13 protein-coding genes and 1 tRNA gene are annotated in these 15,146 nt (G+C 71.5%); 10 read left to right on the top strand and 4 right to left on the bottom strand.

Annotated elements, in window-relative coordinates; all coding sequences use genetic code 11:
* Nucleotides 1-23: 23 nt before the first annotated feature.
* Entirely contained in the window at nt 24-1,220 is a 1,197-nt protein-coding gene (locus ACGFRB_RS28400) for a ThiF family adenylyltransferase (protein ID WP_393247059.1), read from the bottom strand.
* A gap of 171 nt (nt 1,221-1,391) precedes the next feature.
* Here ACGFRB_RS28400 and ACGFRB_RS28395 point away from each other — a divergent pair, with 171 nt between their 5' ends.
* The 4 genes from ACGFRB_RS28395 (at nt 1,392) to ACGFRB_RS28380 (ending at nt 5,223) form a co-directional block, all read left to right on the top strand.
* The gene (locus tag ACGFRB_RS28395; RefSeq protein WP_393247057.1) at nt 1,392-1,967 is read left to right on the top strand and encodes a M48 family metallopeptidase; all 576 of its coding nucleotides are present in this window, start codon (nt 1,392-1,394) and stop codon (nt 1,965-1,967) included.
* Nucleotides 1,968-2,129: 162 nt separating this feature from the next.
* Nucleotides 2,130-3,752, top strand: coding sequence for a TerD family protein (locus ACGFRB_RS28390; protein ID WP_393247055.1), 1,623 nt, complete (start codon nt 2,130-2,132; stop codon nt 3,750-3,752).
* A 15-nt stretch (nt 3,753-3,767) separates the two neighbouring features.
* Nucleotides 3,768-4,448, top strand: coding sequence for an AIM24 family protein (locus ACGFRB_RS28385; protein WP_393247053.1), 681 nt, complete (start codon nt 3,768-3,770; stop codon nt 4,446-4,448).
* Between the two features lie 19 nt (nt 4,449-4,467).
* Nucleotides 4,468-5,223 (top strand): AIM24 family protein, encoded by a 756-nt coding sequence (locus tag ACGFRB_RS28380; RefSeq protein WP_393247051.1) that lies wholly within the window; start codon nt 4,468-4,470, stop codon nt 5,221-5,223.
* Between the two features lie 110 nt (nt 5,224-5,333).
* On the opposite strand, the gene ACGFRB_RS28375 is transcribed toward ACGFRB_RS28380, so the two are convergent.
* Together ACGFRB_RS28375 and ACGFRB_RS28370 are read right to left on the bottom strand one after the other, a co-directional pair.
* Complete coding sequence (locus ACGFRB_RS28375; RefSeq protein ID WP_393247049.1) at nt 5,334-5,858, bottom strand: NUDIX hydrolase; 525 nt, start codon at nt 5,856-5,858, stop codon at nt 5,334-5,336.
* Nucleotides 5,855-7,408 (bottom strand): zinc-dependent metalloprotease, encoded by a 1,554-nt coding sequence (locus tag ACGFRB_RS28370; protein WP_393247047.1) that lies wholly within the window; start codon nt 7,406-7,408, stop codon nt 5,855-5,857. Before ACGFRB_RS28370 ends, ACGFRB_RS28375 begins: the two co-directional genes overlap by 4 nt.
* A 267-nt stretch (nt 7,409-7,675) precedes the next feature.
* Here ACGFRB_RS28370 and ACGFRB_RS28365 point away from each other — a divergent pair, with 267 nt between their 5' ends.
* The 4 genes from ACGFRB_RS28365 to ACGFRB_RS28350 all read left to right on the top strand — a co-directional run bounded on the left by ACGFRB_RS28365 (nt 7,676) and on the right by ACGFRB_RS28350 (nt 11,050).
* On the top strand, nt 7,676-8,785 hold the full coding sequence (locus ACGFRB_RS28365) for an SDR family oxidoreductase (RefSeq protein ID WP_363001486.1): 1,110 nt from the start codon (nt 7,676-7,678) through the stop codon (nt 8,783-8,785).
* Between the two features lie 104 nt (nt 8,786-8,889).
* Complete coding sequence (locus tag ACGFRB_RS28360) at nt 8,890-9,351, top strand: molybdenum cofactor biosynthesis protein MoaE (protein WP_363001484.1); 462 nt, start codon at nt 8,890-8,892, stop codon at nt 9,349-9,351.
* A gap of 304 nt (nt 9,352-9,655) precedes the next feature.
* Nucleotides 9,656-9,901, top strand: coding sequence for a hypothetical protein (locus ACGFRB_RS28355; RefSeq protein WP_363001811.1), 246 nt, complete (start codon nt 9,656-9,658; stop codon nt 9,899-9,901).
* Nucleotides 9,902-9,958: 57 nt separating this feature from the next.
* Nucleotides 9,959-11,050: a PDZ domain-containing protein gene (locus tag ACGFRB_RS28350; protein WP_393247045.1), complete on the top strand. Its 1,092-nt coding sequence runs from the start codon at nt 9,959-9,961 to the stop codon at nt 11,048-11,050.
* A gap of 121 nt (nt 11,051-11,171) precedes the next feature.
* Here ACGFRB_RS28350 and ACGFRB_RS28345 read toward each other — a convergent pair whose 3' ends face one another.
* A complete protein-coding gene (locus ACGFRB_RS28345) occupies nt 11,172-11,732 on the bottom strand; it encodes a PPA1309 family protein (RefSeq protein WP_363001480.1) in 561 nt (186 codons plus the stop codon).
* A 157-nt stretch (nt 11,733-11,889) separates the two neighbouring features.
* On the opposite strand from ACGFRB_RS28345, the gene ACGFRB_RS28340 reads away from it, so the two are divergent.
* Complete coding sequence (locus tag ACGFRB_RS28340) at nt 11,890-14,967, top strand: UPF0182 family protein (RefSeq protein ID WP_393247043.1); 3,078 nt, start codon at nt 11,890-11,892, stop codon at nt 14,965-14,967.
* 47 nt (nt 14,968-15,014) lie between these two features.
* A tRNA-Met gene (locus tag ACGFRB_RS28335) sits at nt 15,015-15,088 on the top strand.
* Nucleotides 15,089-15,146: the final 58 nt, after the last annotated feature.

The following is a 15,146-nucleotide window of genomic DNA, read 5'->3' as shown; positions in this document are numbered from 1 at the left end:
GTCCACGTGCTCATTGTGTCGTGTCAGCCGCCGGCCGCCGAGGCATGTTCCCGCTGTGTGCCGGACCGCGCCCCGCACGGACACGCCGGGTGCGCCCGGACCGGCGCCGAGCGCCACTCCAGCAGCGGCAGCGACACCTCCCACCGCGCCCCCGTGCTCGACGGCAGGTCCCCGTCCAGGAACGCCAGCGCGTGTGCCGCCGCCAGCCCGGCGACCGCCGACGCCAGCGCCACGTCGCACGCGGGCAGCGCGTGCGGCCGGCCCGACCGCCACTGCGCCGGCAGCCGCGGCCACAGCGGCTCCCGATCGGCCCGCTCCTGCTGGATGCAGCCCGCGCAGGCCGTACCGCCCGGCAGCACCAACGGTCCCACCACCCCGGTGGCTTCGAGCACCCCCGCGTACAGATGCGGTGTCCCGGTGGCCAGCCAGTGCTCGGCGGGCAGCGGATCGGGCACATACGCGCCGAGGCCGTCCCGGGGCGCCACCACGACGAGCGACCACCCCGGCTCGCCGCCGTCACCCGTCCCCCGCGCCGCCTCGCGTGGGACCCGGCCGCCCGGCGCCGAGCGTCCCACCAGCCGCCGGGCCGCCACCGCCCGCCGCTCGCCGACGTCCTCGGCCGGCAACCCGCCCGGCGAGACCTCCCACGGGGCGACCGTGCCGGAGTCCAGCACCTCCACCCGGCCGACCCCCGCCGCCGACAACAGCGCCGCCACCGCCGCGCCCACCCGACCCGCGCCCCGTACCTGCACCCGCTGCGACCGCCGGGCGGCCAGCGTCCGCGCCGCACCGTCGGGCGCCCGGTGCACCACCGACAGCGAGGCCAGATCCGCCCGCACCGGATCCCGCTCCGGATCCACCCGGCCCGGCGCCCCACCAGGCCCGTCCATCCCGTTCACCGCGCCCGTTCCTTCCCCTCCGAGCGGCGCTGGTACGGCCCTTGGTGGTCCGCCCGGCGGACGGACCGACGCGTCCGCGAGCAGCCCCGCCGCCGCGAGCCGCCCGAGCAGCGCCTCCAGATGCCCCCGGGGCAGGCCCAGGGCCCCGGCCGCCGCGCGCAGCGGTTCCATCCCGCGTGTCCCGTCGAGCAGCCCGATCAGACTGCCGGTCGCCGGGTCCACCGGCCCCAGCACCACCGCGTGCGCGGGCGTCACCCCGAACTGCACGTACCGCAGATTGCGCCAGGCGCGCCGCAGCGCCGGTTTCACCATCGGATGCACGATCCACCCCCGTGTCGAAGCCTCATGTGCCCGCGTCCCGTTCCACCGTGGACGCCTGGGATCAGAGTGCCCCCGCGGTGCGAGCGGTGCGGAAAGTTGTCCACAGGCTCGGGGGATTAATCATTCGAATGGTGCGGGACTCCCCGGCGCCCAGCCGGTAACGTCGGGGCCGTGCCCGTCGAACCGCATTCCAGCCTGACCAGCACAACGCCCCGCGGCCCGGGGACGAGCGCGGTGGAGGTCCGCCGCAGCTCCCGCCGGAGACGGACCGTCTCCGCCTACCGCGAGGGCGACCGCACGATCGTCCTCATCCCGGCCCGGATGTCGGAGGCGGAGGAGCGCCGCTGGGTCACCGTCATGCTGGACAAACTGGCGGCCCGGGAGAGCAAGAGCGTGCTCGGCGACCGGGAACTGGCCGAGCGTGCCGAGCGGTTGTCGGAGCAGCACTTCGGCGGCCGGGCCCGTCCCTCGTCCGTCCGCTGGGTCACCAACCAGAACACCCGCTGGGGCTCCTGCACCCCTTCCGAGGGCAGCATCCGGCTCTCCCACCGGCTCCAGGGCATGCCCGAGTACGTCGTCGACTATGTGCTCTGCCATGAGCTGGCGCACCTTTTCGTACCGGGCCACGGGCCCGACTTCTGGCGGCTCCTGGACTCCTATCCGCGCACCGAGCGAGCCCGCGGCTATCTGGAGGGGGTGGCCGAGGCCGCCCGGCTTCCCCGGCTGCCGGGAGCCCGAGCCGAGTAAGGGAGCAAGGAAACAAGGAGGCAGGCAAGTAAGGAGAGAGGGGAGTAGGGGCGTAGTGCGGCGATTTCGTACCAGACCAGTGCCGCCCGGAGCCCCAGTCCTGGGCAGCGGTTAGCCTGGCGCGACGCATTCGCTCTTCTGGATGGGGGACGGTCGTCACATATGGCCAGGGAATTCCAACGCGGCCACAAGGCCAAGATCAGTGATCTGACGGCGGGCACGGATCTGTACGTGGGTGTGCGGATCGCGGCTCCCGGACTGACCTTCGACATCAGCTGCTTCGGGCTCGACGCCGACGAGCGGCTCTCCGACGACCGCTACTTCGTCTTCTTCAACCAGCCCAAGTCGCCGGAGGAGTCGATCCAGCTCCTGGGCGCGCAGGCCGGCGACACCGAGTCCTTCCGGGTCACCCTGGACCGGATCCCCGCGCAGATCCGGAAACTGTCCTTCACCGCCACCATCGACGGCGACGGGCAGATGTCGCAGGTCGGCCCCGGCTGGATCCGGATCGTCGCGGGTGGCGAGGAGGTCGCCCGGTACGCCTTCACCGGCGCGGAGTTCTCCACCGAACGCGCGGTCATGCTCGGCGACTTCTATCTGAAGGACGTCTGGCGCTTCGCCGCCGTCGGGCAGGGCTTCGACGGAGGTCTCGCGGCGCTGCTGAAGAACTTCGGCGGCGAGGTCGCCGAGGAGGAAGAGCCCGCCGCGCCGCAGGCCGCCCCGGCCGAGGTCCCCGGCTTCGCCCCTCCCGCGACGCCCGCCACCCCGCCCGCCTTCGGCGCGCCCACGGCCCCGGCACCGGCACCGGTTCCCGCGCCCGCCCCGGCGCCCGCCCCCGCCCCGCCCGCGCCGCCGGCCCCGATGCACGGCGCGCCGACGGTGGTCGCGCCCCTGGTACCCCCGGCCCCGGCCCCGGCCCCGGCCCCGGCACCCGCCCCGCCGCCTCCCGCACCGGCCCCCTACGGGCAGCCCGCACCGGCTCCCTACGGCCAGCCCACCCCCGCTCCCTACGGGCAGCCCGCGCCCGCCCCGTACGGTCAGCCGCAGTTCGGCCAGCAGCAGTTCGGCCAGGTCCCGCCGCAGCCCCCGCACGGGGGCGCGCCGCAGGGCCTGCCCGCCGCCGGCGCCGGACTCGCCGCCGCGCTCGCGCCGTTCAGGGAAGCCGCCGACGGTGCCCGCTGGACCTCGCAGAACCACCAGCTCATGCGGGTCGACCTGGACAAGGGCGGCACCCCCGTGCTGGCCCGGCAGGGCTCCATGGTCATGTACCAGGGCAAGGTCGATTTCTCCTACAAGGGCGCCGGGTTCGCCGGCCGGATCGTCGGCAACGCCACCGGCCAGGAGATGCAGCTGATGCGCTGCACCGGCCGCGGCCAGGTCTTCCTCGCCGAGAACAGCACCCATCTGCACCCGATCGAGCTCCAGGGCGACGGCATCTGCGTCTCCGCCGAGAACGTGCTCGCCTTCGACGAGAGCCTCCAGTACGAGGTGCGCCGGATCGAGGGCCACGGCATCCCCGGCGGCGCCCTGTTCACGATGCTGTTCCAGGGCACCGGCACCGTCGTCGTGAAGACGCACGGCGTGCCCGTCGTCCTGCCGGTCACCCCGACCACCTTCGCCGACTGCAACGCCGTCGTCGCCTGGTCGGCCGCCTCCCAGGTCATCCTCTCCAGCCAGGTCAGGCTGCGCCGCAACGCCTACCCGGGCCACAGCGGGGAGACCGTGAACCTCCAGTTCCGGGGCGCCCCCGGCAACTTCATCGTCGTCCAGCCCTACGAGGTCTAAAGGGAGCCCGGAACCATGAACGAGAAACTCGCGGGCTTCGCCCCGACCCCGCCCGCCGCCCGCATGGAGAACCACGGCAGCGCCATGTTGAAGGTCGCCATGACCACCGGTCAGGACCTGTACGCGCGCACCGGATCGATGGTCGCCTACGAGGGCTTCGTGTCCTACGAGCCCAATCCGCCGGCCCTGCGCCACCAGGCCAAGGAGTGGCTCACCGGCGAGGGCGCGCCGGTCATGAGGTGCTCCGGCGACGGACTGCTCTACCTCGCCGACTATGGCGCCGACGTCGTCGTCGTCCATCTGAACGACGACGCCCTGTCGGTCAACGGCAGCAATCTGCTCGCCTTCGACGCGCACCTCGACTGGGGTGTCGAGCGGGTCAAGGGCCTGGCCAAGTTCGCCGGCCAGGGCATGTTCAACGTCCGGATCTCCGGCACCGGCTGGGTCGCCCTGACCTCGCGCGGCACCCCGGTCGTCGTCGACTGCGGCCGGGGCGACGACGAGACGTACGTCGACCCCGACGCGCTCGTCGCCTGGTCGCCCGTGCTCAAGGTGAAGGGCAAGCGCAGCTTCAAGGCCGGCTCCCTCATCGGGCGGGGCAGCGGAGAGGCGTACCAGATGGCCTTCTCGGGCCAGGGCATCGTCGTCGTACAGCCGAGTGAGGACAGCTCCGACCGCCTGCGGGTGCGGGGCTGAGGGGGAGCGAGAACACATCATGCAGAGCCCGCTTTTCAACTACGCCGAGCAGCAGAGCCAGGAACGCTACGTCGTGCAGAACCCGCAGCTGCTGCGGGTCGCGCTCAGCGGCCAGGACGACGTGCTCGCCCGCAAGGGCGCGATGGTCGCCTACCAGGGGCTCGTCGACTTCGACGGCGAGTACACGTCCACGACCCAGCGCGTGACCCAGGCCCGCACGGGCGAGGGCCTGGACCTGATGCGCTGCTCCGGGCAGGGCACGGTGTACTTCGCGAACCTCGCGCAGTACATCCACGTCGTGGACGTCGACCGGGACGGTCTGACCGTCGACAGCGCCTACGTCCTCGCGCTCGACTCGACGCTGCACAGCGAGGTCGTCGCCGTGGACAGCCAGTACGGCGTCTCCGGCACCGGCAAGTACCAGCTGAACATCACCGGCCACGGCAAGATCGCCCTGATGACCTCCGGGCAGCCGCTGATGATGCGGGTCACCCCCGACAAGTACGTGAGCGCGGACGCCGACGCGGTCGTCGCCTGGTCCGGCGGTCTGCGGGTGCAGATGCAGGCCCAGACGCACAGCACCTCCGTACGCCGCCGGCGCGGCGACACGGGCGAGGGCTGGGAGCTGAGCTTCCTCGGTACGGGCTTCGCCCTCGTGCAGCCCAGTGAGGTCATGCCGCCGCAGCACGCCGTCATCGGGCAGGGCATCGCCGCCCAGTACGGCGTCGGCGGGAACGGCGCGTACGGCCAGAACCAGGGCAACGTCTGGAGCTGACCCGCGCCCATGCATGGGTAACGCGTAAGGGGCGATCTCCATGGGAGACCGCCCCTTACGCGATGTCCGCGTGGCGGCCCGCTCACACGGTCCGCCACGGGCCCCGCAGGTCAGCCGAGCCGGGCGCGGGTGCGCTCCACCAGGTGGACCACCGAGGCGTCCGCCACGTCCGCCACCTCGTCGTAGCCGAACCAGCGCAGGTCCAGCGACTCGTCGCTGATCGCCGCGGCGGCCCCGGCCGGGGCGAGCGCCGCGTACTGCACGTCCAGGTGCCACTGGCAGGTCCCCGGGATGGGGTGCCGGTCCAAGCGCACCGGGCCGCCGGACAGCAGCGTCAGATCCGGGATGCCGGACTCCTCGGCCGCCTCGCGCATCGCGGCCTGCGCGACCGTCCGGTCGTCCGGCTCGCAGTGGCCGCCCATCTGGAGCCACATGTTCAGCTTGCGGTGCAGCGTCAGCAGCACCTGCCCCCGCGAGGGGACGATCACCAGCGCGCTGGCCGTGACGTGCCCGGCCGTGCACGGCTTGTACATGCCGTCCGGGTGCTCGGCCAGGTGCGCCAGATAGACATCACGGAGTTCCGGCTGGTCCTCGTACTCCTTGAGCACGAGGACCGCGTCGTCGTACAGGCTCACTTCTCGGTGTCGTCCTTGTCGTCGCCCCGGGCCGGGCCGTCGCCCTCGCCCTTGTCCCCGGTCTCGCCCTTGTCCCCGGCCTCGGCGCTCTTGTCCGCGTCCTTGGCGCCGTCCTCGGCCCCGCCCTCGGCGTGGCCCTGGGCGCCGCCCTTCGCGGCCTCGCCGAGCATCTTGTCCAGCTCGGAGAAGTCCGGCTGCTCGTGGTGCACGAAGCCGTCCGGGTCGTCCAGGTCGGTCGCCGTCGGCAGCATGTCCGGGTGCTCCCAGAGGGCGTCCCGGCCGTCCATGCCGCGCGCGTCGGTGAGCGAGGCCCACAGGCGCGAGGCGTCGCGCAGCCGGCGCGGACGCAGCTGAAGACCGATCAGGGTGGCGAAAGTCTGCTCGGCGGGGCCACCGGTCGCCCGGCGCCGGCGCAGCGTCTCGCGCAGCGCGTCCGCCGAGGTCAGACGGGCCTTGGCGGCCTCGTGTACGACCGCGTCGACCCAGCCCTCGACCAGTGCGAGCGCCGTCTCCAGACGGGCCAGGGCCGCCTTCTGCTCGGCGGTCTCCTCCGGCTGGAACATGCCCTGCTGAAGGGCTTCCTGCAGCTGCTCGGGGTGCGACGGGTCGAGCTGGCCCACCGCCTCCTCCAGCTTGGAGGTGTCGACCTTGATGCCCCGGGCGTAGCCCTCGACGGCGCCGAACAGGTGCGAGCGCAGCCACGGCACATGCGCGAAGAGACGCTGGTGAGCGGCCTCGCGCAGGGCCAGGTACAGCCGGACCTCGTCCGAGGGGACGCCCAGGTCCTTGCCGAAGGCCGCGATGTTCAGCGGCAGGAGCGCCGCGCGCCCGGCCGGGCCGAGCGGCAGACCGACGTCCGTCGAGCCGACGACCTCGCCCGCGAGCACGCCCACGGCCTGGCCGATCTGCTGGCCGAACATGGCGCCGCCCATCGAGCGCATCATGCCGATCAGCGGGCCCGCCATGGCCTGCATCTCCTGCGGCAGCACCTCGCCCATCGCCGTGCCGACCCGCTCGGCGACCGGGTCGACCAGCTGCTTCCAGGCCGGCAGGGTCGCCTCGACCCACTCCGCGCGGCTCCAGGCCACGGCCGTGTTCGCGCCGGACGGCAGCGAGGTCACCTGGTCCAGCCACAGGTCGGCGAGGCGCACCGCCTCCTCGACCGCCGCCTTCTCGGCGGGGCCGACACTCTCGTCCTTGGTGCCGTCGGACGTGCCCTGGGCGACGACCTGGCGCGCGATCTGCTTGGCCATGTCCCAGTTGACCGGACCGCCCTCGTAGCTGAGCATCTGGCCCAGCTGCTGGAAGGCGGCGCCCAGGTCCTGCGGGTTCATCGATCCGAACATCGCGGCGAACGGGTTGTCCCCGCCGCCCTGGCCGCCCCCCATGCCCGGCAGACCGCCGAAGCCGAACGGGTTCGCCCCGAACGGATTGCCGCCGCCCTGGCCACCGGACCCCTGGCCACCTCCGGCGGGGTCCTTCTTCTTGCCCTCGTCGCCGTTCTCCGGCTCCTCCGGCGGAAGGCCGAATCCGAATGGGGTGTCACTCACAGGTTTCCTCGGCTCGTAAGGCCACCGGCTTCCTGCCGGCGGCGGGCTCTCGGCTTGGCTCGCCTCCCCGACTCCACACCACCAGCGTAGGCGGTGACGCGCGGACCGGGCCGGGCCCGCCGGTCCGCGAGGCGGCGGGCCACCGCGACATCCGCACCGGATCAGGGCTCGGTGCTCCGCCGGGCCGGGGCCTGGGGCAGGATGGACGCCACCTGGTACGCACACGTCACGCGGGTGTGTACTGAAGACAACCGCTGGAGACGCCCGGTGAGTTCCCCAGAATCTCAGGTTCGCGCAGCGCGAAACCCGTCCACCCGGTCCGCCGCGCGCGGCCCCGTCGTCGCGGTCACCGGTGCCGCGTCCGGGGTCGGTGACCTGCTGACCCGCAGCCTTGCCGCATCGGACGAGATCAAGCAGGTCGTCGCGATCGACGAACGCCGGGGGGAGGTCCCCGAGGCGCAGTGGCACATCCTCGACGTGCGCGATCCGGCCATCGCCGAGAAGCTGCGCGGCGCCGACGTCGTCGTGCACCTCGCGGTCGACCTCGACCTGGAGACCGACCCGGCCGCGCGCACCGCGTACAACGTGCGCGGCACCCAGACCGTGCTCACGGCCGCCGCGGCGGCCGGGGTGCGCCGGGTGGTGCTGTGCACCTCCGCCATGGTCTACGGGGCGCTGCCCGACAACGACATCCCGCTCTCCGAGGACGCCGAGCTGCGCGCCACGGCCGAGGCCACCGGCGTCGGCGACCTCCTGGAGATCGAACGCCTCGCCCGTCGCGCCCCGCGCGCGTACCCCGGCCTCCACGTCACCGTGGTCCGGCCCGCCGTCCTGGTCGGCGGTACGGACACGGCGCTGACCCGCTACTTCGAGTCGCCCCGGCTGCTCGTCGTCGCCGGATCCCGGCCCACCTGGCAGTTCTGCCATGTGGAGGACCTGGTGAGCGCGCTGGAGTACGCGGCTCTGGGGAAGGTCGAGGGGGAGTTCGCCGTCGGCTGCGACGGCTGGCTGGAGCAGGAACAGATCGAGGAACTGTCGGGGATCCGGCGCATGGAGCTGCCCTCGGCGGTCGCGCTGGGCACGGCGGCCCGGCTGCACCGGATCGGCCTCACCCCCTCGCCGGCCGGCGACCTCGCGTACACCATGCACCCCTGGGTGGTGAGCGTCGGACGGCTGCACGACGCGGGCTGGCGGCCGAAGTGGACCAACGAGGAGGTGCTGGCCGCGCTTCTGGAGGAGGCCGAGGGCCGGCACACGGTCGCGGGACGCCGGCTCGGCCGCAAGGACGCGACGGCGGCGGGCGCGGCGGGTGCCACGGTGGCGCTGCTCGGTACGGCGGCCCTGGTCCGGCAGATGCGCAAGCGGCGCGGTCTGTAGGACCCGCCCCAAACGCGCCCGGGGACCCGCAGCGGAACGGTCCCGGGCGGCCGTCCGGGGAGACGTGGTTACCGCCTGTCGGCGCCGTACGGCACGATGGGCCCATGGCTGACAGGTATGACCACCCCGGCGAGCGGGCCTCGGACGACCCGATCAAGCTCCTCGCGATCCGTGACACACCGCTCTCGGTGGACGAGGTCTTCCGCGCGGTCGGCGACGACGCCGCGGGCGGCATCGTCCTGTTCGTGGGCACGGTACGCAACCACGACGGCGGCGCCGACGTCGATGCCCTCGGCTACTCCTGCCACCCGACGGCCGAGGCGGAGCTGCGCCGGGTCGCCGAGAAGGTCGCCGCGAACCATCCGGTCCGCGCCCTGGCCGCCGTCCACCGGGTGGGCGATCTGCGGGTGGGCGACCTCGCGGTGATCGTCGCGGTCTCCTGTCCACACCGGGGGGAGGCCTTCGAGGCGTGCCGGCAGCTGATCGACGACCTCAAGCACGAGGTCCCGATCTGGAAGCACCAGAGCTTCTCGGACGGGACCGAGGAGTGGGTCGGAGCTTGCTGACACGTTCACCCTGAGTCTGGGGGTCCCCCCGGCCGGAGGCTGGGGGAGGGTGGGAGCCTGTTGAGACGTTTCCCTTGAGTCTGGGGGTCCCCCGGCCGGAGGCTGGGGGAGGGACGCCTGTCGAAGGCGCCCGCGCTCAGCCCGACCGACGTACGTCGCCCGCCCGATCACGCAAGGCGCCACGCCGACGAGTCGTAGCCGACCGCCCGATTTGCGTAACCGCCCCCCAGGCAGCAGCGTTGATGCTGCGGATGAATAGTCTGCTGATCCACTCATTGGGGACCACTGGGGATGGGAGGTCGGGATGGCAGCGCTGGCCTGGTTGCTGATTCCGGTTTTCGCAGTCGTCGGCACGGCGATATGGGGAAGCTGGGCTTCCCGTAACAAGACCATCGGGGACGTCGCCGAGCTCGCGGGCTACGCGCGATTCCGGGACGCCATGGAGCGGTCCCACCCCTCCGATCCCGCCCCCTCGCCCGATCCCGCCTCCGCTTCCGCGCTGCCGGAGCGCGAGGCCAGGGCCGCCGCCGCGACCACCGGTACCGGCTGATCCTCGTACGGACCGCCCCGGGAGTGCGCGCACAGGCAGGTCCCGTACTGTCGTTCCATGCCACGCCGCACCGCGACGATGCTCGCCTCCACCTTGATCCTGATCACGCTGCTCTGCGTCGGCGTCCTCATCCCGGTGCCGTACTCCGAGATGAGCCCGGGACCCACGGTGAACACCCTCGGCGAGGCGCGTGGCGAGCCGGTGCTGCAGATCTCGGGAAAGAAGACGTACCCGACCTCCGGCAACCTCAACATGACCACGGTCCGGGTCACCAGCGCGGACTACAAGATGAACGCGATCGAGGCCGTCTACAAGTGGCTGGCCCACGACAGCGTGGTCGTTCCGCACGAGACGCTCTACCCGGACGGCAAGACCGAGGAGCAGTCCAGCCAGGAGAACGCCGAGGAGTTCAGCCAGTCCCAGGAGAGCGCCAAGGTGGCCGCCCTGAAAGAGCTGGACATCCCGGTGACCACGCGGGTCGTCGTCGCCTCCGTTGTCAAGGACACCCCCGCCGAGGGGAAGCTGCACGCGGGCGACGTGATCCGCGCCGTGGACGGTACGCCGGTGAAGGAGCCCGGTGACGTGGCCAAGCTCGTCACCCGGCACAAGCCCGGCCAGAAGGTGACCTTCACCATCAGCCCGGCCAAGGAGGCCGCCGCCGCGGCCAAGACGCACCAGGACACGTCCGTGACCGAGCAGGTGGTCCTCACCACCGCGAAGTCCAAGGAGGACGGCGACCGGGCCGTCGTCGGCATCCAGGCCGGCACCGACCACGTCTTCCCGTTCACCGTCGACATCAAGCTCGCCGACGTCGGCGGCCCGAGCGCCGGTCTGATGTTCGCGCTCGGCATCGCCGACAAGCTCACCCCGGGTGCGCTCACCGGCGGCAAGTTCATCGCCGGCACCGGCACCATCGACGACGCGGGCAAGGTCGGCCCGATCGGCGGCATCGAGATGAAGCTGGTCGGCGCGCGCGACGCGGGCGCCCGCTACTTCCTCACCCCGGCCGACAACTGCGCCGCGGCCGCCGCGGACACGCCCTCCGGGCTGACGCTCATCAAGGTGACGAACATCGACGACGCCAGGAACTCCCTGGAAAAGCTCCGCACGGGTGACACGACGGGTCTGCCCGGCTGCTCGAAGAGCTGAACCACGCCGGTGTACGCGCCGGTGTAGGTGCCGGTGTACGGGTACGGGGCGCGCGCCCCGTACCCGTACACCGCCACCGGCCCGAAAACCCCGAGGGTCGGGGCCAGGGCCAAGGGCAGGGTCAGGACTCGAAGGTCGCCGCGAGCGCGTCCGCGAGACCCGGCACCAGGTCGGGACCGGTCAGCACCTCGCTCGCCGAGTCCTTCTCGCGCAGCCGGATCGCCGCCTCGCGCGCGCCGTTCCGCAGCACCGCGACGGTCATCCGGACCTCCTGGCGGTCCGGGTGCGCGGCGACCCACTTGGCGAGCTTGGCATCGCTCAGGCCCTTCGGTACGGAGCCCTCGGCCGACGGCGGCAGCATCAGCCGCTCCACCGTCAGCGCGCAGCCGGCCACCGCGTCGGGCCAGGCGATGGTGCCCAGAAACTCGTCGAGAGCGGTTCCGGCGGGCAGCTGGTCCTGCTCGATGGGGGTGTAGCCGGCGGCGCCGGCCTCGCCGCCGGCACCGGTGAGCTGGCGGGCGACCGACGGCGCCGAGGCACGCAGCCGGGCGGTGTCGACCAGGGCGAAGAGCCGGGCCGGACGGTCCCAGCCGAGGCCCGAGGCGTACTCGTCGATTTCGAGTACCGCGCGGGTGAGGGGGCTCGCGGCCATCGGAGGGCCGGAGGGGGAAACATTGGACATGAGCAATATCCTGCCTCCTCTTTCCCGAAAGTCGGGAACTAGGTAAAGCCTCAGTAAGTTGCAACAGTGGGCTCCGACGATCGCGGAGCCTGTTCTTGCACGCGGAGATCGACGCATCTCACGCATCAACTTCAAGGGGCGTACGTTGGCTTTCCAGATGCCGGACCGCGGAGGCGGCAGAGGCGGCAGGGGTCCGTCGGGGCCGTCCGGACCGAGGATGCGGGTCGGCCGGCCGTCCCGTCGCGCCCGTACGCTCCTGATGACCCTGGGCGTCCTGGCCGTGCTCTTCATGGTCTTCGTGATGTTCGCCGGTTTCTGGACGGACTGGCTCTGGTTCCGTTCGGTCCACTACTCCTCGGTGTTCACCACCACTCTGTGGACCAAGATCGGCCTTTTCCTGGTCTTCGGTCTGATCATGGCCGTGGCCGTCGGCCTGAATATCTGGCTCGCGTACCGGCTGCGGCCGCCGCTGAGCGCGATGTCACAGGAACAGCAGAGTCTCGACCGTTACCGGATGGGAATCGCGCCGTTCCGCAAGTGGCTGCTGCTCGCGGTCACCGCGCTGGTCGGCCTGATCGCCGGAGCCTCCGCTTCCGGGCAGTGGCGCACCTGGCTGATGTGGGTGAACGGGGTCCCGTTCGGCGAGAAGGACCCGCAGTTCAAGCTGGACGTGTCGTTCTACGCCTTCGACCTGCCCTGGTACCGCTTCCTGCTGGCCTTCGGCTTCGGTGCCACCGTCCTGTCGCTGATCGCCGCCGCGGCCACGCACTACCTCTACGGCGGGCTGCGCGTCACCAGCCCGGGCGCCCGCGCGACCGGTGCCGCGACCGGACACCTGTCGGTGCTGCTCGGCGTCTTCGTCACGCTGAAGGCCGTCGCGTACTGGCTCGACCGGTACGGCCTCGCGGTGAAGTCCAGCGACTTCAAGGCGGCCGGCAACTGGACCGGGCTGCGGTACGTGGACGCCAACGCCTATCTGCCGGCGAAGACGATCCTCTTCTGCATCGCGGTGATCTGCGCGCTGCTGTTCTTCGCGACGCTGTGGCGGCGCACCTGGCAGCTGCCGGTGATCGGCTTCGGTCTGATGGTGCTCTCGGCGGTCCTGATCGGCGGCCTCTACCCGGCCATCGTGCAGAAGTTCCAGGTCCAGCCGAACGAGCAGGCCAAGGAAGCGCCGTACATCAAGAAGAACATCGACGCGACGCGCAAGGCGTACGACATCGCCTCCACCAAGCCGCAGGAGTACTCCGGCAAGTCCACGGTGAAGGCGAAGGACCAGCTGCGCGCGGACGCCGACTCGGCGGCCGCCTACCGGCTGATCGACCCGAACATCGTGTCGCCGACGTTCCAGCAGCTGGAGCAGAAGCGGAAGTACTACCAGTTCCCACTCACCCTCGACGTCGACCGGTACGACGGCCAGGACACCGTCGTCGGTCTGCGTGAGCTCAACATCAAGGGCATCCCGAAGCGGAACTGGATCAACGACCACTTCACCTACACCCACGGGTACGGCGCCATCCTGGCGGCCGGCACCCAGACCGACGCCAACGGCTCCCCGGTCTTCACCGAGCAGGGGCTGCCGACGAGCGGGATGCTCCCGACGTACGAGCAGCGCGTCTACTACGGCGAGAAGACCGACCAGTACTCCATCGTCGGCGGGCCCCAGAAGGAGCTCGACTACGACGGCAAGGGCGAGCGCACCACCAGCTACAAGGGCAACAGCGGCGTCAGCCTCTCGTCGACCTTCAACCGGGCGGCGTACGCGGTCGCGTTCAGCGAGCCGCAGATCCTCTACTCCGGCGCCATCGGCGACGGCTCGCGGATCCTGTACAACCGCACCCCCAAGGAGCGGGTCGAGGCCGTCGCTCCCTGGCTGACCATCGACGGCGACGCCTACCCGGCGGTCATCGACGGCCGGATCCAGTGGATCGTCGACGCGTACACGACCAGCAACGGCTACCCGTACGCCTCCCGTACGACGCTCGGCGAGACCACCGCCGACGCGCTGACGGTCGGCAACCAGCAGCGCGCGGTCGTCGCCCAGCAGAACCAGGTCAACTACATCCGCAACTCGGTGAAGGCCACCGTCGACGCGTACGACGGCACGGTGAACCTCTACCAGTGGGACACGAAGGACCCGGTCCTCAAGACCTGGATGAAGGCGTTCCCCGACACGGTCAAGTCGCGTGACGCGATCAAGCCGGAGCTCATGGAGCACCTGCGCTACCCGCAGGACATGTTCAAGGTCCAGCGCGAGCTGCTCACCCGCTACCACGTCGAGGACGCCGAGCGCTTCTACAGCGGCTCGGACGCCTGGCAGGTGCAGGACGACCCGACCGACAAGGCCGGCACCGCCGTCCCGCCGTACTACCTGAGCATGAAGATGCCCGGAGAGACGGACCAGCGGTTCTCGCTGACGACGACGTTCACGCCGAACGGGCGGCCCAACCTGGGCGCGTTCATGGCCGTCGACGCCGACGCCACCAGCAAGGACTACGGCCGGATCAGACTGCTGACCGTCACGGAGGACGTGCCCGGCCCGCAGCAGGTGCAGAACAAGCTCAACAGCCTGCCCGCGGTGGCCAACTTCGTCCGGGACATGAAGGGCGCCGACTCCGACATCCAGTACGGCAACCTGCTCACGGTTCCGCTCAACGGCGGCTTCCTGTACGTGGAGCCGGTGTACGCGCAGGGCCGCAACGCGCACTACCCGCTGATGAAGAAGGTCGCGGTGTCGTACGTGGACGCGGACCAGCCCAAGGGCGGCACCACGAAGGACGTCACGGTCTTCGAGGACAACCTCGCGGAGGCGCTCGACGCGGTGTTCGGCAGCGAGGGGGCCACCCCGCCGCCGGCGCAGCAGCCGGGCACCACCCAGCCGACGAAGCCGACGACCAACGACGCCGCGCTCAAGCAGGCGATCGCGGACGCGCAGAAGGCGTACGAGGACGCCGAGGCGGCGCTCCGTAAGCCCGATTGGGACGCCTACGGCAAGGCCCAGGCCGCGCTGCAGGACGCGCTCCAGCGCGCGGCGGACGCGGGGGCGAAGCTCAAGAGCGACGCCGGCGCCGGCGGCCAGAAGGCCACGGACGGCCAGAAGTCCGGGGACAAGGCGGCCGCGGACAAGGCTGCCGGTGACCAGAAGGCGGGCGAGAGCGGGAAGACGGACGGGGACGGCAAGGCGAAGTCCTCCGCCGACCCGTCGGCCGACCCCTCCCCGAAGGCGGGCGGCTGATCGTCGTCCAGGCTCCATCCCACGTCGTGATACGGTTGGTTTACCGACGCGGGGTGGAGCAGCTCGGTAGCTCGCTGGGCTCATAACCCAGAGGTCGCAGGTTCAAATCCTGTCCCCGCTACTGCAGTCGAGGGCCCGAATCCAATTGGATTCGGGCCCTTGGTGCGTCTCGGGACGCA

The sequence above is a fragment of the Streptomyces sp. NPDC048718 genome (genome assembly GCF_043198875.1).
In the GTDB taxonomy this organism is placed as follows: domain Bacteria; phylum Actinomycetota; class Actinomycetes; order Streptomycetales; family Streptomycetaceae; genus Streptomyces.
Note: the sequence above shows the minus strand (reverse complement) of the source record. Positions and strands in the feature narration are given on the sequence as shown.

Coding starts and splice junctions, on each gene's coding strand:
- ACGFRB_RS28380 (WP_393247051.1), top strand. CDS start 4,468: ATGCAGAGCCCGCTTTTCAACTACGCCGAGCAGCAGAGCCAGGAACGC.
- ACGFRB_RS28345 (WP_363001480.1), bottom strand. CDS start 11,732: ATGTCCAATGTTTCCCCCTCCGGCCCTCCGATGGCCGCGAGCCCCCTC.
- ACGFRB_RS28340 (WP_393247043.1), top strand. CDS start 11,890: ATGCCGGACCGCGGAGGCGGCAGAGGCGGCAGGGGTCCGTCGGGGCCG.
- ACGFRB_RS28385 (WP_393247053.1), top strand. CDS start 3,768: ATGAACGAGAAACTCGCGGGCTTCGCCCCGACCCCGCCCGCCGCCCGC.
- ACGFRB_RS28360 (WP_363001484.1), top strand. CDS start 8,890: ATGGCTGACAGGTATGACCACCCCGGCGAGCGGGCCTCGGACGACCCG.
- ACGFRB_RS28350 (WP_393247045.1), top strand. CDS start 9,959: ATGCCACGCCGCACCGCGACGATGCTCGCCTCCACCTTGATCCTGATC.
- ACGFRB_RS28355 (WP_363001811.1), top strand. CDS start 9,656: ATGGCAGCGCTGGCCTGGTTGCTGATTCCGGTTTTCGCAGTCGTCGGC.
- ACGFRB_RS28390 (WP_393247055.1), top strand. CDS start 2,130: ATGGCCAGGGAATTCCAACGCGGCCACAAGGCCAAGATCAGTGATCTG.